This is a genomic window from Pedobacter ginsengiterrae, assembly GCF_039537385.1.
Classification (GTDB): domain Bacteria; phylum Bacteroidota; class Bacteroidia; order Sphingobacteriales; family Sphingobacteriaceae; genus Pedobacter; species Pedobacter ginsengiterrae.
Map to the genome: position 1 here is coordinate 1 of NZ_BAABAK010000020.1, position 19,134 is coordinate 19,134.

21 protein-coding genes are annotated in these 19,134 nt (G+C 34.6%); 13 read left to right on the plus strand and 8 right to left on the minus strand.

Annotated elements, in window-relative coordinates; genetic code table 11:
* The first annotated feature begins 661 nt into the window (after positions 1–661).
* The gene (efp, locus tag ABD692_RS18600) at positions 662–1,222 is read left to right on the plus strand and encodes an elongation factor P (RefSeq protein WP_344769398.1); all 561 of its coding nucleotides are present in this window, start codon (positions 662–664) and stop codon (positions 1,220–1,222) included.
* 91 nt (positions 1,223–1,313) lie between these two features.
* Here the strand turns inward: efp and ABD692_RS18605 are convergent, their stop codons facing one another.
* The 3 genes from ABD692_RS18605 to ABD692_RS18615 all read right to left on the minus strand — a co-directional run bounded on the left by ABD692_RS18605 (position 1,314) and on the right by ABD692_RS18615 (position 4,059).
* A complete protein-coding gene (locus ABD692_RS18605) occupies positions 1,314–1,541 on the minus strand; it encodes a hypothetical protein (RefSeq protein WP_316754562.1) in 228 nt (75 codons plus the stop codon).
* 183 nt (positions 1,542–1,724) lie between these two features.
* Positions 1,725–2,321, minus strand: coding sequence for a DUF1543 domain-containing protein (locus tag ABD692_RS18610; RefSeq protein WP_344769401.1), 597 nt, complete (start codon positions 2,319–2,321; stop codon positions 1,725–1,727).
* A 25-nt stretch (positions 2,322–2,346) separates the two neighbouring features.
* Positions 2,347–4,059 (minus strand): FAD/NAD(P)-binding protein, encoded by a 1,713-nt coding sequence (locus ABD692_RS18615; protein ID WP_344769403.1) that lies wholly within the window; start codon positions 4,057–4,059, stop codon positions 2,347–2,349.
* Positions 4,060–4,268: 209 nt separating this feature from the next.
* On the opposite strand from ABD692_RS18615, the gene ABD692_RS18620 reads away from it, so the two are divergent.
* Positions 4,269–4,472 carry a hypothetical protein gene (locus ABD692_RS18620; RefSeq protein WP_316754556.1) on the plus strand — a complete coding sequence of 68 codons (204 nt, stop codon included), beginning with the start codon at positions 4,269–4,271 and terminating at the stop codon, positions 4,470–4,472.
* Between the two features lie 2 nt (positions 4,473–4,474).
* Here the strand turns inward: ABD692_RS18620 and ABD692_RS18625 are convergent, their stop codons facing one another.
* The 3 genes from ABD692_RS18625 to ABD692_RS18635 are packed head-to-tail and all read right to left on the minus strand — an operon-like array spanning position 4,475 to position 7,094.
* Positions 4,475–4,858 (minus strand): transmembrane 220 family protein, encoded by a 384-nt coding sequence (locus ABD692_RS18625; protein ID WP_344769405.1) that lies wholly within the window; start codon positions 4,856–4,858, stop codon positions 4,475–4,477.
* 41 nt (positions 4,859–4,899) lie between these two features.
* Positions 4,900–5,586: a response regulator transcription factor gene (locus tag ABD692_RS18630; protein WP_344769407.1), complete on the minus strand. Its 687-nt coding sequence runs from the start codon at positions 5,584–5,586 to the stop codon at positions 4,900–4,902.
* On the minus strand, positions 5,583–7,094 hold the full coding sequence (locus ABD692_RS18635) for a sensor histidine kinase (RefSeq protein WP_344769409.1): 1,512 nt from the start codon (positions 7,092–7,094) through the stop codon (positions 5,583–5,585). Before ABD692_RS18635 ends, ABD692_RS18630 begins: the two co-directional genes overlap by 4 nt.
* A gap of 124 nt (positions 7,095–7,218) precedes the next feature.
* Between ABD692_RS18635 and ABD692_RS18640 the strand changes: the two genes are divergently transcribed.
* Positions 7,219–8,418, plus strand: coding sequence for a redoxin domain-containing protein (locus tag ABD692_RS18640; protein WP_316754547.1), 1,200 nt, complete (start codon positions 7,219–7,221; stop codon positions 8,416–8,418).
* Between the two features lie 61 nt (positions 8,419–8,479).
* Here the strand turns inward: ABD692_RS18640 and ABD692_RS18645 are convergent, their stop codons facing one another.
* A complete protein-coding gene (locus tag ABD692_RS18645; RefSeq protein WP_316754545.1) occupies positions 8,480–8,824 on the minus strand; it encodes a hypothetical protein in 345 nt (114 codons plus the stop codon).
* A 118-nt stretch (positions 8,825–8,942) separates the two neighbouring features.
* Between ABD692_RS18645 and ABD692_RS18650 the strand changes: the two genes are divergently transcribed.
* Positions 8,943–9,473 carry a superoxide dismutase family protein gene (locus ABD692_RS18650; RefSeq protein ID WP_344769411.1) on the plus strand — a complete coding sequence of 177 codons (531 nt, stop codon included), beginning with the start codon at positions 8,943–8,945 and terminating at the stop codon, positions 9,471–9,473.
* 99 nt (positions 9,474–9,572) lie between these two features.
* Positions 9,573–10,097, plus strand: a complete 525-nt coding sequence (locus ABD692_RS18655) for an ExbD/TolR family protein (protein WP_344769412.1) — start codon at positions 9,573–9,575, stop codon at positions 10,095–10,097.
* Between the two features lie 194 nt (positions 10,098–10,291).
* Here ABD692_RS18655 and metK read toward each other — a convergent pair whose 3' ends face one another.
* Positions 10,292–11,542, minus strand: a complete 1,251-nt coding sequence (gene metK, locus ABD692_RS18660; RefSeq protein WP_316764446.1) for a methionine adenosyltransferase — start codon at positions 11,540–11,542, stop codon at positions 10,292–10,294.
* Between the two features lie 204 nt (positions 11,543–11,746).
* Between metK and ABD692_RS18665 the strand changes: the two genes are divergently transcribed.
* From ABD692_RS18665 to ABD692_RS18700, 8 genes are all read left to right on the plus strand, one after another.
* Entirely contained in the window at positions 11,747–12,649 is a 903-nt protein-coding gene (locus tag ABD692_RS18665) for a diacylglycerol/lipid kinase family protein (RefSeq protein WP_344769415.1), read from the plus strand.
* An 11-nt stretch (positions 12,650–12,660) separates the two neighbouring features.
* Positions 12,661–13,011 carry a translation initiation factor gene (locus ABD692_RS18670; RefSeq protein WP_344769417.1) on the plus strand — a complete coding sequence of 117 codons (351 nt, stop codon included), beginning with the start codon at positions 12,661–12,663 and terminating at the stop codon, positions 13,009–13,011.
* A 177-nt stretch (positions 13,012–13,188) separates the two neighbouring features.
* The gene (gene pckA, locus ABD692_RS18675) at positions 13,189–14,772 is read left to right on the plus strand and encodes a phosphoenolpyruvate carboxykinase (ATP) (RefSeq protein ID WP_344769419.1); all 1,584 of its coding nucleotides are present in this window, start codon (positions 13,189–13,191) and stop codon (positions 14,770–14,772) included.
* Positions 14,773–15,082: 310 nt separating this feature from the next.
* Entirely contained in the window at positions 15,083–15,913 is an 831-nt protein-coding gene (locus tag ABD692_RS18680) for a MotA/TolQ/ExbB proton channel family protein (RefSeq protein ID WP_316764434.1), read from the plus strand.
* Positions 15,914–15,992: 79 nt separating this feature from the next.
* On the plus strand, positions 15,993–16,610 hold the full coding sequence (locus ABD692_RS18685) for a biopolymer transporter ExbD (RefSeq protein WP_316764431.1): 618 nt from the start codon (positions 15,993–15,995) through the stop codon (positions 16,608–16,610).
* A 3-nt stretch (positions 16,611–16,613) separates the two neighbouring features.
* The gene (locus ABD692_RS18690; protein ID WP_316764428.1) at positions 16,614–17,120 is read left to right on the plus strand and encodes an ExbD/TolR family protein; all 507 of its coding nucleotides are present in this window, start codon (positions 16,614–16,616) and stop codon (positions 17,118–17,120) included.
* 18 nt (positions 17,121–17,138) lie between these two features.
* Entirely contained in the window at positions 17,139–17,954 is an 816-nt protein-coding gene (locus tag ABD692_RS18695) for an energy transducer TonB (RefSeq protein WP_316764425.1), read from the plus strand.
* A gap of 229 nt (positions 17,955–18,183) precedes the next feature.
* Positions 18,184–19,077, plus strand: coding sequence for a PstS family phosphate ABC transporter substrate-binding protein (locus ABD692_RS18700; RefSeq protein ID WP_316764422.1), 894 nt, complete (start codon positions 18,184–18,186; stop codon positions 19,075–19,077).
* The last annotated feature ends 57 nt before the right edge of the window (positions 19,078–19,134 follow it).

Below are 19,134 nucleotides of genomic sequence, written 5' to 3' on the forward strand. Positions count from 1 at the left end.
AATAACAATTGTAAAGAATACTTAGTATTAACAGCTCCCAACTGTAAAGACTTTTCCGGACGAGACATTCACTTCTATATTTCCATCTTTCTATATGGCTAGTGAATAAAATTGTATGGCTCAATAGCTGTAATTTTTGATTATCGTATTAAAGGGATGTATTGCACTTTCTAATCTTGCAAACTTTCTTTAACGGCATTATCTGGCAGGCCAACCATAAGATATTTATTACCTGCGCTAATGCTAACTTCTATTGTGATGGTAAGTGCATTTACACCATACACAGCGCTTCCTTATGTTTTTACAAGCATGAATCATTAAGCTGAAAAATGAATGGGCTGTTATATTATTCTGGGAATGAATAATTTAATTGGTTTTAGCTAATATAAGCATATGATTTATATTTAATAAGAACATTTTACGACTAAGCGTTTATTGTACTGTTTTCAATAGTGCTTAGATCTAAACCTTAAATGCAGAGTATTCAAAAACCATTATTACAAAGCCAATGTTGCATCTAAAAAAAAACGCATCTAGAGAGATGAAATAATAATCAGCCTTTAAGGCTTATCGCTTAAACCTTTATGGTTTTTCCTAAAATAATTTTACCTTTGACCTCACAAAAAATGAAAATATAAAATCCAATTAAGGATCACATAATATGGCTAAAGCATCAGAAATTAAAACGGGTAACATTCTTCGTGTAAACAATGAATTAGTTACTGTTGACGAATGGAATCACCGTACACCAGGTAAAGGCGGCGCTTTTTATACTGGCAAGTTTCGTAACATTAAATCGGGCAGAATTGTTGAAGCTCGTATGAATACCGACGAAGCAGTTGAAATTTGTCGCGTTGAAACCAGCGATTATCAATATCTATACGAAGATGGCGATTATTTAGTAGTAATGGATAACAATACTTACGAGCAATATAATGTTGAGAAAACTTTATTTGGTTCGTCTATTAAATTCTTAAAAGAAGGTATGAGTGTTATTGTTTCTATGGAAAGCGACGAAGCAATTATGGGTCAGTTGCCAAACTTTGCTGAATTCGAAATTACTTACTCGGAACCAGCTGTTAAAGGTGATACATCTACAAATGCTTTAAAAGCTGCAACGCTTGAAAACGGTGTTGAGGTTAAAGTTCCATTGTTCGTTAACCAAGGCGATAAAATTAAAGTAGATACACGTACAGGAGAATATGTTGAGCGTGTAAAATAATTTTTACGAAGAAATTTTATTTAAAAGCCATCAAAATTTAATTTTTGATGGCTTTTTATATTTTAAACGATTTTAGCATTTTGATAATATCCTAATCGTTATCGAGCTGGTCTTCTACTTCTTTAATAAGCCTGTTTTTACCATTGTAATAGGTTTCTGGATTAGAAAAGTCTTCAATAATATGTTCGATTTTTTGATCCTTATCGTTGCTGAGCGTTTTAAATTCGTTAACCACTTGATATGAGTTCATATCCCCAAAACCTCTTAATTGCTTTACTCTAGCCAAAAAATCCTTTAACTGGGTATTTTGCTTTTTCATACCCAAAAATATTAATTCCAGACTATTTAATACTACGTATTATCTACTTTTTTGCAAACAATATCGATTAGTTATATACAATTGTTGTTAAATGTCTCTTAAAGCTAGTTTTTGTATGTAAAATTATCACTTTTGGAAGTGCGAATTTAATTTCTCTAACTTCAGTAAGTTGTTCGACCAGAATTAGAGTTTATCCAGCTTAAAATAACCTAAATGAATTTCATCTTCAATTAAATTAGGCGCCTCAGATATCTGAAGATGATAGTTTTTCTTCTGTTTTTGATCGAGAATATCTTCTACCTTGTGTATATCATCTACATCTACTCCATACTTCTCATCTATATGAGAGTTTGCACCTTTTATAGAATTAGATTTAAAGAATATTGTTTTCTTTGCATCCTGAACAGCCTGCGCTCTATCGTTCTGAACCGTTAATACTGTATAATGTTGCTCTTCGAGTTTGTTACTTTGATAACCACCCAGATTAATAAAGAAGAGTTTGTTTTCTGAAGGATTAATAAATGCGGAGCGTGCAATAACCTTGACTTCAAATCCATTTACCGTATTTACTTCTCGCCAGCCATCTATATGAATGCTATTACCTGCCTCTGGCCAAAACAATTTTATTTGAGGAACCAGTTCTTTTAAAGAATGTGCAATTCCGAAGAAATAATCGTGCTGTTCTACATTTCTTTTTGGAGCTTTTGACCCTAGTAACAGCATAAAAAGTTTAGGTGTAGGTTCTTGAGTTTCGTTTATCATATCTAAATTTAAACGCATAACTTTTTAACAAGTTTTAAGTAAATCAGTTTTTTAAAAGCGCATTTACAATTTTTGCCGAAGCAGCTTCGCTGAAATCTAAACCCGAATAATCGGGATTATAGCCGCCAATATAGGGTACAGCCATCATATAAATTCTCTCATTCAAAGAGCCGTAGCCATCAACTATTTGGAAATTATCATTAATGGTTATCCCTGGCACATCAAGGTAATAATCTTGTTTGTTAGTTTGGCTTATGTTTTTTACACCATTATTTAAAGCAGAAATTGCAGCATTATTATTCCTGAATTTAATCTTTGCTGGGCTAACTGTTCTCTTATCAATAAGGCTTTTATATGGAATTTCTCTAAAAGATAAGTGCGGCTGGCCAACACAATCTACAAAGGTTTTGAAACGAACTGCCTGCTGATGATTATTTTCGTCGGTATAATAATAAATTACGCCACCATCTTCCTGTGGCTCTTCACTGCTATCATCGCCAACAGGAATAATCTCCAATAATCCACATTCGTTTAAAGCCAGCATTTCCTCAACAGAACTTTGTGGTACAAATGCAATTACGATCGAAATTAATGGCATTAAGGTTTTCTGTAACCGAAGTGTATCCTCTGCAGAAAAATATTTAGCAGGATAGTTCATAACAAAACTTAATACGGCAAGCATTTCTTTCCAGTAAACAGACTCTTCCTCTTCTATCGATTCTTCGGCTTCTAAATATTCGGCTTTAAAAAGTTTAAATGGATCTTTACCTTCCCTGAAATTCATCATTATGCCAACGAACTCCTCCATGCTTAAATCTTTAATTTTTTGATAGAAACCTGGCCTTTTCTCTATGAATGAATTTTTAAAATTTTTCTCAAAAAGATAATCAAGCGATAAAAAACCATCATTTACTGCTCGGTTTTTCTCAATCTCCGATGGGCTTAGTACAGCATCTTTTAGTAAATGCGGATCTTCAAGATGAAACCTGACCGCAGGCAATAAACCACTTCTCGAATGCATAACCAATTTAAAGTTCTGCTGCTCTGGATTTAAAGTGTAATTCACTTTCCCGTTCTTGTCGGTGCTAAAATTGCCATTTGCTCGGGCCAACGTTCTGATGGCATCAATTGCCGTAAGCGAAGAACCTTTAATGGCAACAGGATGATTTATTTTGAGCTTCAATTTTGATGGTGGATACGGCGAATCGTAGTAACCCGAGATTTTACCTTCGTTTTTTTTAGGCCAGCGGTGCCCAGTAGAAATAATTACCTGATCATATTCATAAACGGATTTATCAACTAATTCTACAACAACTTTATTCAGTTCTGGATAATCGATTATATCTGAAACTTCTTTATTCAGATAAATGGTTAAAGAAATTCCTTTTTCTTTTGCCAGTGTCTTGAGTAATTCGAACTGCGCAGAAAGGTATTGCCCGAAAAATAAGCGAGGCATTACTTTATAGTCATTAAAATGATCTCGATTAATGTGAAAATGCTGCAATGTTTCTTCAGGAACAGTTTGAATCCATTCTTCTACCGAAGTAACCAATTCTGGAATCTCATTTCCCGAAACATTTGTAATATGCTCATCATTTGCACCTTCCGAACTATAGGGCATGCCCGCACCCAGCTGATTCTTTTTTTCGAAAATATCAATACTGATATCAATCTCGTTAGATTCGACTAATCTTTTTAACAAAAAAAGGCCGCTTGGTCCGCCGCCCAAAATAGCCAAGTGTTTAAATTTCTTCAATATATTATGATTTGATCCCTTTTGAACTGTGATAACCTTTCTCTTTAAGAAAAGTTTTAATCATCGGGCTTTATGGCATTAAATTAATAGAAATTTAATTTCATCTACTTTATAACTGCCTTTATCGATTTTTTGATAAATGCTTAAAACAATCTTCTATCGTTTACGTTTTTTAAGCCTCTGAATTAGGATAATTGATGCGCTCTTTCATGCCTTTATTCCTAGGAAAAGAATTAAAAAAGATGGATCAAGGTAGAAAACAAACGCAAATCGAAGCAAGCAATAAAATGATGGGAACATTTCTTATCGCAATGGCAGTATTTATTCTGATAACTTATACATTTAACTTAGTAGATTCGAAAAGCAAGTGGATTAAAAAAATTGAGCAACAATTTGTAGCTAAAAGCCGTTGAATTTATAAAATTTTGCCATCAGATTTTCGAAAAACACAATAATTTGTAGCTAACGCGATGATTAGGATTAACAATCCGCCAAATTCTCTTGTTTCTTCAATCCATGGTTTGGTAGCTTTCATACTTTGTACAATATTTTCTGCTTCATGTTCTTTATACCAACTTAGAACACCTGTTTTATCAAACAAAAGGAAAAGTGCATAAGCTAAAAAAACTAAAATTCCAGCCAGGTATGCTTTCGGAAAATATTTCCCTGTAAAGGCCTTATAACAAAACCATGCACCATAAAGGTATATGGGCACCCAGATATACGGGTCGGGATCGTTGTATTGAAGTGCTGCGGAAAGAATAAATAAAAGGCAGAAAATTAGATTAAAAGCTTTCAAAAGTGGTTTAGGCTAAGGTTTAGAAAGCTTAAAGATATAAATTAGTAAACAAGTTTATATCCTTGCCCTCTTATGCTGATGATAAACACCGATGGATCGTCTTTTAGGTATTTTCTCAGTTTTGTAATAAACACATCAAGGCTGCGGCCAGAAAAATAATCGTTGTTATTCCATAAAATATTTAAGATGGTGTTGCGCTCAAGCATATTGTTTCGGTTTAGCAAAAGCATCTGTAAAATTTCGGCTTCGCGATTGGTTAAAACTTTTTGAATGCCTGCTAAAACTAAAATCCCTTCAGGATAGTAAAACTGAAAAAGGCCAATTTTTATAGCTTGTTTCTCTTTTTCTTCGGGTTTAAAAACCAACCTGTTTTGACTTAATAAGGCTTTTATTCTGATAACAAGTTCTTCAATGCTGAATGGTTTTTTAAGGTAATCGTTACCGCCGCTTTCAAATCCGGTTACCACATCGTTGGGTAGCGATTTTGAAGTGAGGAAAATAATAGGCGTTAGCGTATCGGTTTGTCTAACTTGTTTTGAAATTGAAAATCCGTCTCCATCTGGAAGCATAACATCTAAAACCAGAATATCAGGTTTACTTGTGTGGTATTTAGAAATGGTGTCAGAAGCAGTTTGAGCATGAATCACTTCAAAACCCTTTAATACTAAGGTTTCTTTAACAATTTCAGCTAGAGCAGGCTCATCTTCTGCCAAAAGGATTTTACTCATATCGGCCAGCCCAAAATTAATGTTGTCCCAATGCCTAATTTACTTTCAATTTTATACCAGCCTGTATGTTGTTGCATGATCTGTTTAACATAATTTAAACCTAATCCATGCCCTTTAACAGGGTGATTATTGCCCGTACTCACCCGATAAAATTTATCAAAAACCATTAAGGTTTCTTTTTCAGCAATGCCAATTCCATTATCCTTAAGTTTTATAATTAGGTAATTTCTGTTTTTTTCTACGGTAATTTTGATGCTAGTATTGTTGGTTGAATACTTAATTGCATTATCTAAAATGTTGTTGATGGCGTGCTGAAATTGAAACTTATCTGCAATCAAATGACTTTGGTTACTTGTATTTTGATATTGGATCGTAATTGTTTTTGCATTTGCCAATTGATGCAGGCTAATTAAATCTCTTATGGCATCGTCAATATTAATCTCTTCTTTATTTATTTTTGATATTCCTTCATCATATATCGCCAAATTCATCACTTTATCTACCAAAAGATTCAGGCGCTCAACTTCATTTTTTGCGTAGGCCAAATACCTTTCCGTTTTTTCTTTATCCTCTAAAACAGCTTGATTTTTTAAAGCCTCAATTGCTACTGAAACCGTTGCGATTGGAGTTTTAAATTCATGAGTTATATTACTGATGAAATCGTTTTTTATCGCGGATAAGCGTTTTTCTTTGAAGAGACTTTTTAAAATAAAAATCATGCAGCCAGAGATAATGAGAATCATAGCCAATGATGAAAATAAGATTAAACCAATTTTAGAAAGAATGTAAGAAATCGGGCTTTTAAACATTGCCCTAACATAATGCTGGTTATCGGTATACCTGTAAGTCGAAAAAGCTTTGGTAATAACAGGGTAAGACTTCGCTAATTTTGAATTTGAAATGCTTTTGTTATTCGTACTATCTTCCTTTTTTACTATAAAACTGTAAGGTACCTCGATATTTCGTTCTTTTAGATAAAGATTAAATGCTGGGCGGAGTCTGGTTGTATCGAATTGATATTTCTTTGCCTGTTCATTCATAAATATACCCAGTTTTTGCGTCCTGTAGTAAATGATGTGTTGTTCAAGGTCTTCGTCTCTCATCAGAAGAGCCAAAGCTCCTGCAACGTGTTTTCTAACACTGGTATCTCTTTTATCTTTCGGAAGTGCTTTACTGTAATTAGCTAAGCTAAAAGAAGAGGAAAACTTATCCTTTGCATTTCCTTTGGCAGCTATTGTGTAAACGTACTTTTTATCGTCTTTATGAAACTTTGCACTAATTATGAATGCGTTTGTATCAAGGATTTTATTTTCGACGATTTTTTGTATCGTATCACAGCGTAAACTAAGTTCCTTTTTTATTCCGTCTTCAAAGGCAAGGTTTACTTCTTTTTCGAAATTTACCTTCGTAACGTTATAGTATTTAACAATCCAATAAGCTTGTAATGCCAATAAACCCGTCATTGCCACAAAGCAAACAATAACTAACAAACTGGCCTTTTTACGCATAATTCAAATGTATATAATTCTTAAGTGTCAATTAAGCTCGTTAACATAATATAACCTTAATTAACCTATTGGATAACTTTTCTCAAATTTCCAATCTCCAATTTTGAATAAATATTTTAAAATTATGAAGCTAATATTTTTTAATCTCTTTTTTGCTTTGATAGCAATCAATACTATGGCTCAGGGTTTACAGGCCAGAACTGGAGAACAATTTCCTGATATCCCGATTCAGAATTTAATTAATGCGCCTATTAAATCAGTTTCGCTTAATAAGCCACAAAACAAAATTTATATTTTAAATATCTGGGGAACCTGGTGTTCTCCCTGCTTGCCAGAAATGGATACCCTTGCAAAACTACAGCTCGCCAATCTGAGTACAATTCAGGTTATCGGTTTATCAGATGATACACCAGAAAGATTACATACATATTTGAAAAAGAAACCATCCAAAATATGGCTTGCAAGCGATACATCTGGCTTTTTTTATGAATTGTTTGGGCTGGCTTATGTTGGGCAAAGTATCATTATTAATCCTAAAGGAAAAATTGTAGCACTTGTTAAAAGCGATTCCATTAATCAACAGATGATAGATCGACTGATCAAGGGTGAAGCCATAAGATCGAGCGGAGAAACTAAAAAGGAAAAATTATCTGGTAACGCAGATCCTTTTGCGGTAGACTCAACTTTAAATCATAGCTTTTCGTTAAGAGGTTACATGCAAGGGCAACCTTCGGGCAGTAAAAGATATCTCGATAAAGGAGCCTACAGAAAAAGAAGGATTAGTTTTACCAACGCAACAATTTTAGGTTTGTACAGTAATGCATTTGGTATTGTTTCTCAAAAACAACTGGTCTATGAATTGCCGGAAAAAGAAGTTTCAAATTATGAAAATAAAGAAACCCTTTACTCCCTTGATTTACTTGTTAAGCAGGAAGATAAGGATAGTTTGATGAGTATTTTACAGAAAAATCTTTTATTAAATTTACCTGTAAAGGCCAGAATTGAATATCGCGTTATACCCGTTTACGCTTTGGTTAATAAAAGTTATAAAGCCATTGAATCTGCTAAAAATGAGCTTAGCTATAGTTTTAGCGGAAGAGGCTACGACGCTACTGGCGCAAAAATGGCAGATTTTGCAGAAAGCTACTTAACAAACGAACTTGCTTTGCCCGTGATCGATGAAACGGGTTTGGATAAACGATACGATATAAAAACCAATGTGGAAATGAGAACTAAAGATGGCATTATGAAATCGATAAATGACATTGGCCTGGATGTAGTTAAAAAGGAGAAGAAAATGAAGATTTTGGTCTTTTACAAATAGCTTTAAACGCAAAGAGGCACGGAAAAATCCGTGCCTCTGCTTTGTTATAGTTAGTAATATCCTAAGAGAATAATTCTTGCTCGTCTCTATTTTCTGTTGGGATTTTTTTTAAGAAATCATCAAACGCCGGGCCTACGTGATCAGAGTAAATTCCATAGGCATCTAATATGTAACCCAGTTCATTTTCTTTATCTTCAGTAATGTAAAGTACCGAATTATCTCCTGGATCAGAATCTCCTTCGAAGCGATAAGTTTTAACAATTACTAAATCATCTGGTTTATAAATCTTCCCTGTCTGACTTTGCATTTTACCGTGATCCGTCATCTTTAACTCGTTATCTTTTCCTTTCAGCCTCAATTTCTCTAAAATTTGGCTTAAAGTATTCATGGCAGTTGGCTGTTCCATCGTTATAAGTTTTTATTAAAGGTTAAACAAGTAGTATTCGAAATGGTTTGATCGTTTGCGTTTTTGTTTAAAACTAAATGATTGTCAATCTGTTAATTACTAAACTAAATTTTATAGTATGAAAAAATATCTTCTAACATTAGCAATTGCCAGTGTAGCATTTTTAAGCGCTTGTACTAAAGCAGAAAAAGAAATTGCCTCAGCGGCTTTAACTGAAACTGCTGACGCCTCTAAAACTATTGGGACAGCAAAATTCTACGAGTTAAGTGATGGTAAAATAAGAATGGATCTGGAAATGAATTTTGCATCCAGGGCGGATAGTAATGTTGCTGTTCATTTTCATGAGCATGGAGATTGCGGTGATATGGGTATGAATACTCATGGGCATTGGAATCCTACAAAGGAAAACCACGGTAAATGGGGTTCAGCAGCTTATCATTCTGGCGATATCGGTAATATCATGCTCGATAATAAAGGACAGGCAAAAATTTCTATAACTACAGATCGATGGAGTGTAAAAGAGGGCGATTTGAAAAACATTATCGGTAGAGGAATAATTGTTCACGGCGGAACCGACGACTATGTAACTCAACCTACGGGTAATTCGGGGCCCAGAGTTGGCTGCGGAGTAATTGAAGCCGTTAAATAACAGCTTTTCTAAAGGCAAGGCGGGCGATTGAAGAAATTTGATCGCCGTTTTTATGCAATTTATAATTTGTTGTCATCATGTTGATAAAACCTAAACAATATGGCAACAATCGAAATTTCTAAAAGTGGCAAGGCCGCCAACGGAAGAACCCAAAAAACAGCACCAAGAGTAGATTTAACGGCGATGGTAGATTTAATGTTTCTGCTCACCACATTCTTTATGCTCACCACATCTTTGTCAGAACTTAAGGCGGCAGATATTGCAAAGCCTGTTCACGATGATGTTCCAATAGCGTTGCCTGCATCCAGAACGATGACGATTTTGCTCGGTAAAAACGATCAGGTTGTATATTACATGGGCGAAACAGATCAGGCAGTGCTGCGGAGATTACCAATAAATGTAATAGCAGAAACTATTCTCGCCAATAAATTAGCGATTGCTAAGCTGTATCAAAATAACCCTGCTAAGTTTATGATTGTTGTAGTAAAGCCCACTAAAGATTGTAGTTATAAGAATCTGGTTGATTTAATTGATGACCTCAAAATTGCTGATGTAAAATCTTATTCTATAGATGATGAAAATTTAATTCTAAAGGAAACCGATTTTCTTAAAAGCAAACTTTAGTATAATACATTCTAGGTTAAGTCGGATTTACTTCGGAATTAGTTCGGACTTGTGACAGTTGGGCCCGACTAAAATGCGAATCAAACCTAAATTAACTGTGTTACAATCCTTAATTTGTTATCTACTCATATCGTTATATACTAGAAAAGCCCCGACTTTCTCCGGGGCTTTTCCAATAAATATTACCGTTAAAATTAAATACCGAATTCAGCTTTAACTTTATCTACAAAATCTAACTTTTCCCAGGTAAAAAGCTCTACTGAAACTGTTTTTTCTTCACCGTTTGGTGTTCTGAAGGTTTTAGTAACGTTTTCTGGTTTACGACCCATGTGACCATATGCCGCAGTTTCGCTATAAATTGGGTTTCTTAATTTTAAACGTTGTTCGATAAAGTAAGGGCGCATATCGAAAATCGATTCTACCTTCTTACTGATCTCGCCATCAGTTAAACCTACTTTAGAAGTACCATAGGTAACCACGTTTATAGAGGTTGGTTTTGCAACTCCGATCGCATAGCTCACTTGCACTAAAATTTCATCAGCAAGGCCTGCAGCAACTAAGTTTTTAGCAATATGGCGAGTTGCATAAGCAGCACTTCTATCTACTTTACTTGGATCTTTACCAGAAAATGCACCACCACCGTGAGCACCTTTACCGCCGTAAGTATCAACAATGATTTTTCTTCCTGTTAAGCCTGTATCTCCATGTGGTCCGCCAATTACAAATTTTCCAGTTGGGTTAATGTGGTAAGTAATCTGGTCGTTAAATAAATGAGCGTATTGAGGATATTTTGCTTTAATTCTAGGAATAAGGATAGAAATTAAATCCGATTTTATTTTTGCCAGCATTGTTGCTTCTTCATCGAAATCATCGTGTTGAGTAGAGATTACAATTGCATCAATTCGTTGTGGCTTATTATCATCAGAGTATTCTAAAGTTACCTGCGATTTTGCATCGGGGCGTAAATAGGTAATTTCAGCATTCTCTCTTCTTAAATTTGCCAATTCTATTAATAAAGCATGAGATAAATCAAGCGCCAAAGGCATGTAGTTTTCAGTTTCGTTAGTTGCATAACCAAACATCATACCTTGATCTCCAGCACCTTGTTCTTCTTTCGTTGTTCTATCTACACCTTGGTTAATATCCTGCGATTGTTCATGAATGGCAGATAAAATACCGCAAGAGTTTGCCTCAAACATGTATTCACTTTTGGTATATCCAATTTTCTTGATTACATCACGAGCAATTTGCTGTACATCTAAATAAGTTTTAGATTTTACCTCTCCTGCTAAAATAACCTGTCCTGTTGTTACCAAGGTTTCGCAGGCTACCTTCGATTCTGCATCGAAAGCTAAAAAGTTATCAATTAATGCATCCGAAATTTGATCGGCAATTTTATCAGGGTGGCCTTCAGATACAGATTCTGATGTAAATAAATACGACATTTATTAAATATTTAAGATGAAATTAAAACAATTTAATAAGTGCTAATGTTCCCTGAAACCAGGTTCAATTGTGTATAGGAAGGTATTAGCACTTTTTTTTGAGTGGTTGCAATCCCGTTTCGAATTTCGAAACATCGCAAATCAATCCACTTTTAACGCTGCAAAATTAGCATATTTTCTTTATTTCAAAAATTATAGATTATTTTGTATCCTCATTCAAAAGCTTTGCAAGTCAAAACCAATATCTTATTTGTAATCAATCCCATATCAGGTGGGAAAGCAAAATTACGCATCCCGGCACTTATAGATAAGTATTTGGATAAGGAAAAGTTCAATGCTAACTTCCGTTTAACCGAATATGTGGGGCACGCCACCGAAATTGTAGAAGAGGCCATTGCGAAAAATTTTGACATAATTGTGGCAGCGGGCGGCGATGGAACGATAAATGAAGTGGCCAGTAAAGTGCTTGAACACAAAAAAATACTGGGTATTTTGCCACTCGGCTCGGGTAATGGCTTGGCTAGGTTTTTAAATATTCCACAAAATTTAAAAGAAGCAATATTATTAATCAACCAATTGAAAACCGATGTAATCGATTCAGCTTATTTTAATAATAAAAGTTTTTTTAACCTGGCAGGAATGGGTTTCGATGCGCATTTAAGTGCTGCCTTCTCAAAAGATAAAAAGAGAGGCTTAACGGGTTATATAAAGCTAAGTTTAAAAGAGGTTTTTAATTATAAAGATGAATTATACATTTTAAACATTGATGGGGTTGAATATAAAAGAAAGGCTTTTGCAATAACAGTTGCAAATTCATCTCAGTACGGTAATAATGTCTATATCGCACCAAATGCATCCGTTAAAGATGGCCTGCTTGATGTTTGCATTATAAAGCCCTTTTCATTGTTTAAATTGCCCGTTCTTAGTTACGTAATGTTGAAAGGCACAGCCGAAACTTCCGATATGATTGAGATAATAAAGGGTAAAAACATCAAAATAAGCCGTGCGCAAGATGGACCAGTACATGTAGATGGCGAACCATTAAAAATGGGTAAAGAATTAGAGGCTAAAATCAATCCTTTATCTTTGGAAGTAATTGTTCCATAGAAATTTTAATAATGAAACAGAAAAAAAACAGTTTAAGTGATTTGGGTGGAATTATGTATTCTACCAATCCTGAATTTGAATACGAACAGGAGGTTGATCATACGGTAACAGCTCCAAACCAACAGCAAGATTTGAGGGTAATGCTTGATAAAAAGAATCGTGGTGGAAAAGCAGTAACCTTAATAACAGGCTTTAAGGGTAAAACCGAAGATCTTGAGGTTCTAGGTAAAATGCTTAAAAATAAATGTGGTGTAGGTGGCTCGGTAAAGGATGGAGAAATTCTTATTCAGGGAGATGTTAGAGACAAGGTGATGGTTATTTTGCAAAAAGAAGGTTTTAAGGCAAAAAAAGCAGGCGGTTAAATTATTGCTTAGTGTATTTTTTTAATTTTTTTAACGATAAATTAAACGTTTTAATTTGTTGATTTACAGTTAATTAAATCATAGTGTATAAGCTACAATATGTAAAAAAAGGCATAAAAAAATTCTGTTTTTTGTAAGATATGTCTTTACATTTGCTCCACTAACTAACTTATTGTTATGAGCAAAATGGAACTACAAGCGCCTGATTTAAGCTATTTAAATCTGAAGGCAGGTTTGGGTGTTAAATATCAGTTGTCTGCAGCCGAATTGGTTAAAGAAGCCCTAGAAAATAAAGAAGGCACTTTAGCATCATCAGGCGCATTAGCAATTGATACAGGAAAATTTACAGGGCGTTCGCCTAAAGACCGATTCATCGTTTGTGATGATGTAACGGAAAATACCGTTTGGTGGGGCGATATTAATATCAAATTCAGTCCTGATAAGTTTAACTCGCTTCTAAATAAAATAACATGTTATCTTAGGGATAAGGTTTATTATGTTAGAGATGCATCTGCTTGTGCAAATCCAGATTATTCAATTTCCATAAGAGTGATTACTGAAACGGCTTATCAGAACCTTTTTGCTAATAATTTATTTATCCGGCCTGATGAAAAGGATTTAGGTACAACACCCGAATGGACAATAATTGCAGCTCCAGGATTCTCGGCCGATCCATTAGTTGATGGTACAAGGCAAGAGAATTTTTCTATTATCAATTTTAGCAAAAAAATGATTTTAGTTGGGGGAACAGGTTATACGGGTGAGATTAAAAAAGGTATATTTTCTGTTTTGAACTTCTTATTGCCTATGTACAGAAACACGCTTTCTATGCATTGTTCGGCAAATGTTGGTGTTGATGGAGATTCAGCAATTTTCTTTGGCCTGTCTGGTACAGGTAAAACAACCTTATCGGCTGATCCAAAAAGGGCTTTAATTGGCGACGATGAGCATGGCTGGAGCGAAAGTTCGATCTTCAATTTTGAAGGTGGCTGTTATGCAAAATGTGTTGATTTAACCCTGGAAAAGGAGCCTCAGATCTATAAAGCTATAAAATTCGGTTCTTTATTAGAGAATATAAACTTTTTTCCTGGCACAAATGATGTAGATTTTGCAAATATCAACAAGACAGAAAATACAAGGGTTGCTTATCCGATAGACTATATTGATAACTCCGTTATACCTTCTGTTGCGGCTACACCTAAAAATATATTTTTTTTAACCGCCGATGCGTTTGGCGTACTGCCACCAATCTCTAAATTAGATGTAGAACAGGCTATGTTTCATTTTATGAGTGGCTATACGGCAAAAGTTGCTGGTACCGAAGCGGGTATTACAGAGCCTCAGCTAACTTTTTCAGCTTGCTTTGGTAAAGCATTTTTGCCATTACATCCGTCGAAATATGCCGATTTGCTCGGTAAAAAAATGAAAGAACAAAAAGTTAATGTGTGGTTGGTTAATACAGGTTGGACTGGTGGCCCCTATGGAATTGGCAAAAGAATGAAACTAAGCTACACCAGAGCGATGATTACTGCCGCTATCAATGGAGATTTAGATCATCCAAATTATAAACAGCATCATGTATTTAAATTAATGATGCCTTTACATTGTCCTAATGTACCGGATGAAATTTTAGACCCGTCTAAAACATGGGATAGCCAGGAAGAATACTTTTTAAAAGCATACGAACTGTCGAATGCTTTCAGCGAGAATTTTAAGCAGTTTAAACAGGTAAATAATCCAAAAGTGCCTCAAGAAGTATAAAAAATGTGTTAAATGTGGGTTTAAATGCATTTTTTACTTAAAAAATTTGCAATTCGATTTTTTTTTAGTTTTCATTGTGAAAGAATTGCCTCTGGCTGAGGCAATTTTTTTGTTATATGTACAGTTATAAACGGCAAACTAAAAAGTTAAGTAACGATTTAATTGTTTATTGATTTATTAATTTGTAATTTAAAATCAATTTATAAATTTGTTTTCGCAACAAAATCAGATAAACGTACGTTGTGTGTATTACAAAAGAAAAACAGCTAAAAAATTAAAAACAAGAACTAAAACTAAAAATTAAAAAAAAATGGCAAACGCACCAAAACCAACAACTGTTAAAAAAGAAAGCTCTTCAAGCGCTTCAAATGTATTTGCAACATTTGTGATTCCAATTTGTATCGTTATTGGATTTGTTATCTGGAACTTCGTATTAGGAGCTTCTGACAACTTTATCGGAGGAGACAACAACAACTTACCATTACCTAACAACTATCCAGGTACAGCTTACAAAGGTGGTCCAATCGTAGCCGTTCTAATCGGTTTATTATTAACAACAATCGTTTTCTCTATCGAGCGTTTAATCGTTATTGGTAAAGCAAGTGGAAAAACTAGTTTAGATACTTTTATCATCAAAGTAAAAGGTTTATTAAACGCAGGTAACATCGAAGCTGCTAAAGCAGAATGCGATAAACAAGAAGGTTCAGTTGCAGCTGTAATTAAATCTGGTTTGAAAAAATATAGCGAAGTTGAAGCAGATACTAATATGGATGTTGAGCAATCAATCGTTGCTATCCAAAAAGAGGTTGAAGAAGCTACAGCTTTAGAAATGCCAATGTTAGAGCAAAACTTAACAATCATTGCTACTTTAGTATCAATCGGTACATTAATCGGTTTATTAGGTACAGTAACAGGTATGATTCGTGCATTCGCAGGTTTAGCTAACTCTGGAGCTCCAGATCAGTCGGCATTAGCGGTAGGTATCTCTGAGGCATTGATTAACACAATGACTGGTATCGCTGTATCTACATTAGCAATTATCATGTACAACATCTTAACTTCTAAAATTGATAAATTAACTTATGCAATTGACGAAGCAGGATTTAGCATCGTTCAAACATACGCTAGTTCACATAAATAAGAATTTTGAAAAAATTTTTACCGGCTTTATGGAAAACCGGAAAAAAGATCATCATTATTAAAAACTAGTAAAAAATATTATGCCTAGAATTAAAGTTAAAAGAACAAGTACCGTAACAGACATGACCGCTATGTGCGATGTTGCTGCCCTGTTACTTACCTTCTTTATTTTAACTGCTACTGCAAGGCAACCTGAACCATTAGCTGTATCAACACCTTCATCTACATATGAATTTAAGGTGCCTGCAGAAAATAATGCCATTTTAACAATTGGACAGAAAAAGGTTTTCTTTGAAGTAGCAGGACAAAAAGTAAGGGCAAGAACTTTAGAATTAATGGGAGAGCAGTATAAAATTGCTTTTACCCCAGAAGAAGTTAACAGATTTTCTGTTATCGCTACATTCGGTGTTCCTGTTGCAAGTTTGAAACAATTTATCAATATGCCAGGTGGCGATCGTATGAATCCAGGAGTACAAACTGGTATCCCTACTGATTCAACTGACAATCAATTAAACGCTTGGGTTTTAAATGCTCGTAAAGCAACTAAAGAACTAAACAATGCTGATATGAGAATCAGTATTAAAGGTGATGCTAAAGAGGAATACCCTACTGTGAAAAAGGTGATTGATATTTTGCAGAAACAAAAAATGAACAAGTTTTTGTTAGTTACAAACGCAGAAGCTAAAAAGACTAAATAAGAAATGGCAGAATTAAACACAGGCGGGAAGAAAGCCACACCAAGGATCGATATGACCCCAATGGTGGATTTGATGTTTCTTTTGGTTACATTCTTTATCTTAACTACATCAATATCTACGCCACAAGCGATGGATATTGCTAAACCAGATAAGGAGGATAATTTGCCAGAGAACAGGTTAGCGTTAAAAGCGACCAAAACGATGACTGTTTTATTAGGTAAAAACGATAAAGTAGCATGGTATATGGGCGAAGCTGGAAAAAGTGCTCCAACAATTGAATCTTTTTCTCAAATCGAAAATTCAATCAACGAAAATAGAACAAAAGCAAACGCTTCGGGTGTTGCTGGAGAATTTACAGTTTTAGTAAAACCTACTTCAGGTTCTACTTTTAAAAACTTTGTTGATATGATGGATGAGCTTGAAATTCTTAAGGTGAAGTCTCGTCAGATTGATGATGACAATATCCTTGATAACGAGAAAGCTTTCATGAAAGAAAGAGGTATTTTATAATTAATAAGATCAGTAATCATGTCGAAGTTAGATATATTTAGAAAGGAATGGCTGGAAGTCGTTTTTGCTGATAAAAACAAAGCTTACGGCGCATATCAATTAAGAAAAGGTAGCGCTGGGAATACTACAAAAGCCCTTATATGGGGTTCAGTTGTATTCTTGATTTTGTTTTTCTCACCAAAAATCTACAGCTTAATTAAAGGGGCGATTCCAGAGGAAGAGCAGTTAAAAGCACAAGAAGTGGTTTTAGCTCCACCTCCACCGGTTAACCCAGATACACCACCGCCACCACCGGTAGAGCCACCACCACCAAAAGTGGATCAGGTGAAGATGCCACCTCCGATTGTAAAACCGGATATCGAAGTTAATGAGGAGCCACCTACAGTTGAAAAACTGAAAGAGGCAGATCCAGGACAAAAAGATATTAAAGGTGATCCTACGGCGGAAATTAGAATTGCTGAGCCGGTTGGCGAAGGACCTAAACAAGAAGCAGCAGTTGCTGTAGATGATAATAAAGTTTATGACTTTGTTAGTATTGAAAAAGTACCTGATTTTCCAGGTGGTATGAAAAAGTTTTACGAATACTTAGGTAAAGCAATTAAATATCCTCCAATGGCACAGGAAAACAATGTTCAGGGTAAAGTATTCTTATCTTTCGTTGTAGAAAGAAATGGAGAACTTACTGATATTTCAGTTATTCGTGGTCCTGGTAGTGGTACTAATGAGGAAGCTGTTCGTGTACTTAAAGCAAGTCCACGTTGGGTTCCTGGTATTCAGAATGGTAAACCTGTACGTGTTAAATACAACATTCAGGTAAACTTTACACTTCAGTAACAAAATGTTAAATTTTGATATTTTTAAGCAAAAATCGCCTAAACAGCGGTTTTTGCTCATTTTAGGCCTTGTCATGTTTGTTTTTTATTGCTGCATTGGCCTGGCTTGTATATTCTGGAAAAATCTTCCGCTAAATATAGGCCAACCCTATAAAATAGCAATTGGTATATTCCTTATTATTTACGCTTTTATACGATTATTAAGCCTTGGGAGGCGCGATTAATATTAAATGAGAAACGTCCTAATATTATTGAGTTTACTAACTGTTTTTTCTTGCAACCGCAAAAAAACAGATGAAATTAAAGAAACTCGTACAAGTGGTACCATAAAGATTTTGGTTGATGAAACTGTTGGTCCTTTAGTACAACAAGAAATTGATGTTTTTAAAATTGATTACCCACAGGCGACATTTTTAACAACATTTAAACCAGAAGAAAAAATAATTCCAGCGTTTTTAAATGATAGTGTAAGGGTTATCGTTTTACCCAGAATGCTAACAAAACAAGAAGAAAAATATTATACCCAAAGAAATATTAAGATTAATACATCGCGTTTCGCGGTAGATGGAATAGCATTAATTACAAATCAAAGTAATATTGATAGTGTAATTAACGTTAAGGATATTGTCGATATACTTCAAGGCAAAAGTTCTGCTAAACAATTAATGTTTGATAACACTTATTCGAGTACATTTAAATACTTGAAACAACTGGCAAATATTAATCAGTTCCCTTCAAAAAACGTTTACGCTAAAAACACTGCTAACGAAGTGATTAAGCTAGTTGCTGAGGATAAGAATTTTATTGGTATTTTGGGCGTTAACTGGCTCTCTGAAAAGAATCCAGAATTTGTTAAGGTAAAAGAAAAAATTAAGACTTTAGGGTTGAAAAATTACAAAGGCAAACCTGGGGATGATCAGTTTTACAAGCCAACTCAAGATAATCTTATAAATGGAGTTTATCCCTTTTTAAGGAATATTAATATAATCGATTGTGAAGGACGTGACGGTTTAGGCACAGGATTTGCAGTATGGCTAAGAAGCCAGCGGGGACAGCTTATCGTACTTAAATCTGAACTTGCTCCACATAAATTAATGCCGAGAACAATAAATTTTAAAGAATAATAATAAATTGAACCACCGGTTGTAAGAAACAATCAAAATTAAAAGAAAAGAATAATC

What these genes read in the sequence shown, in the direction of transcription:
- efp (WP_344769398.1), top strand. Translation starts at nt 662, where the DNA reads ATGGCTAAAGCATCAGAAATTAAAACGGGTAACATTCTTCGTGTAAAC.
- ABD692_RS18605 (WP_316754562.1), bottom strand. Translation starts at nt 1,541, where the DNA reads ATGAAAAAGCAAAATACCCAGTTAAAGGATTTTTTGGCTAGAGTAAAG.
- ABD692_RS18610 (WP_344769401.1), bottom strand. Translation starts at nt 2,321, where the DNA reads ATGCGTTTAAATTTAGATATGATAAACGAAACTCAAGAACCTACACCT.
- ABD692_RS18620 (WP_316754556.1), top strand. Translation starts at nt 4,269, where the DNA reads ATGCCTTTATTCCTAGGAAAAGAATTAAAAAAGATGGATCAAGGTAGA.
- ABD692_RS18630 (WP_344769407.1), bottom strand. Translation starts at nt 5,586, where the DNA reads ATGAGTAAAATCCTTTTGGCAGAAGATGAGCCTGCTCTAGCTGAAATT.
- ABD692_RS18635 (WP_344769409.1), bottom strand. Translation starts at nt 7,094, where the DNA reads ATGCGTAAAAAGGCCAGTTTGTTAGTTATTGTTTGCTTTGTGGCAATG.
- ABD692_RS18640 (WP_316754547.1), top strand. Translation starts at nt 7,219, where the DNA reads ATGAAGCTAATATTTTTTAATCTCTTTTTTGCTTTGATAGCAATCAAT.
- ABD692_RS18645 (WP_316754545.1), bottom strand. Translation starts at nt 8,824, where the DNA reads ATGGAACAGCCAACTGCCATGAATACTTTAAGCCAAATTTTAGAGAAA.
- ABD692_RS18650 (WP_344769411.1), top strand. Translation starts at nt 8,943, where the DNA reads ATGAAAAAATATCTTCTAACATTAGCAATTGCCAGTGTAGCATTTTTA.
- ABD692_RS18655 (WP_344769412.1), top strand. Translation starts at nt 9,573, where the DNA reads ATGGCAACAATCGAAATTTCTAAAAGTGGCAAGGCCGCCAACGGAAGA.
- metK (WP_316764446.1), bottom strand. Translation starts at nt 11,542, where the DNA reads ATGTCGTATTTATTTACATCAGAATCTGTATCTGAAGGCCACCCTGAT.
- ABD692_RS18670 (WP_344769417.1), top strand. Translation starts at nt 12,661, where the DNA reads ATGAAACAGAAAAAAAACAGTTTAAGTGATTTGGGTGGAATTATGTAT.
- pckA (WP_344769419.1), top strand. Translation starts at nt 13,189, where the DNA reads ATGAGCAAAATGGAACTACAAGCGCCTGATTTAAGCTATTTAAATCTG.
- ABD692_RS18680 (WP_316764434.1), top strand. Translation starts at nt 15,083, where the DNA reads ATGGCAAACGCACCAAAACCAACAACTGTTAAAAAAGAAAGCTCTTCA.
- ABD692_RS18685 (WP_316764431.1), top strand. Translation starts at nt 15,993, where the DNA reads ATGCCTAGAATTAAAGTTAAAAGAACAAGTACCGTAACAGACATGACC.
- ABD692_RS18690 (WP_316764428.1), top strand. Translation starts at nt 16,614, where the DNA reads ATGGCAGAATTAAACACAGGCGGGAAGAAAGCCACACCAAGGATCGAT.
- ABD692_RS18695 (WP_316764425.1), top strand. Translation starts at nt 17,139, where the DNA reads ATGTCGAAGTTAGATATATTTAGAAAGGAATGGCTGGAAGTCGTTTTT.
- ABD692_RS18700 (WP_316764422.1), top strand. Translation starts at nt 18,184, where the DNA reads ATGAGAAACGTCCTAATATTATTGAGTTTACTAACTGTTTTTTCTTGC.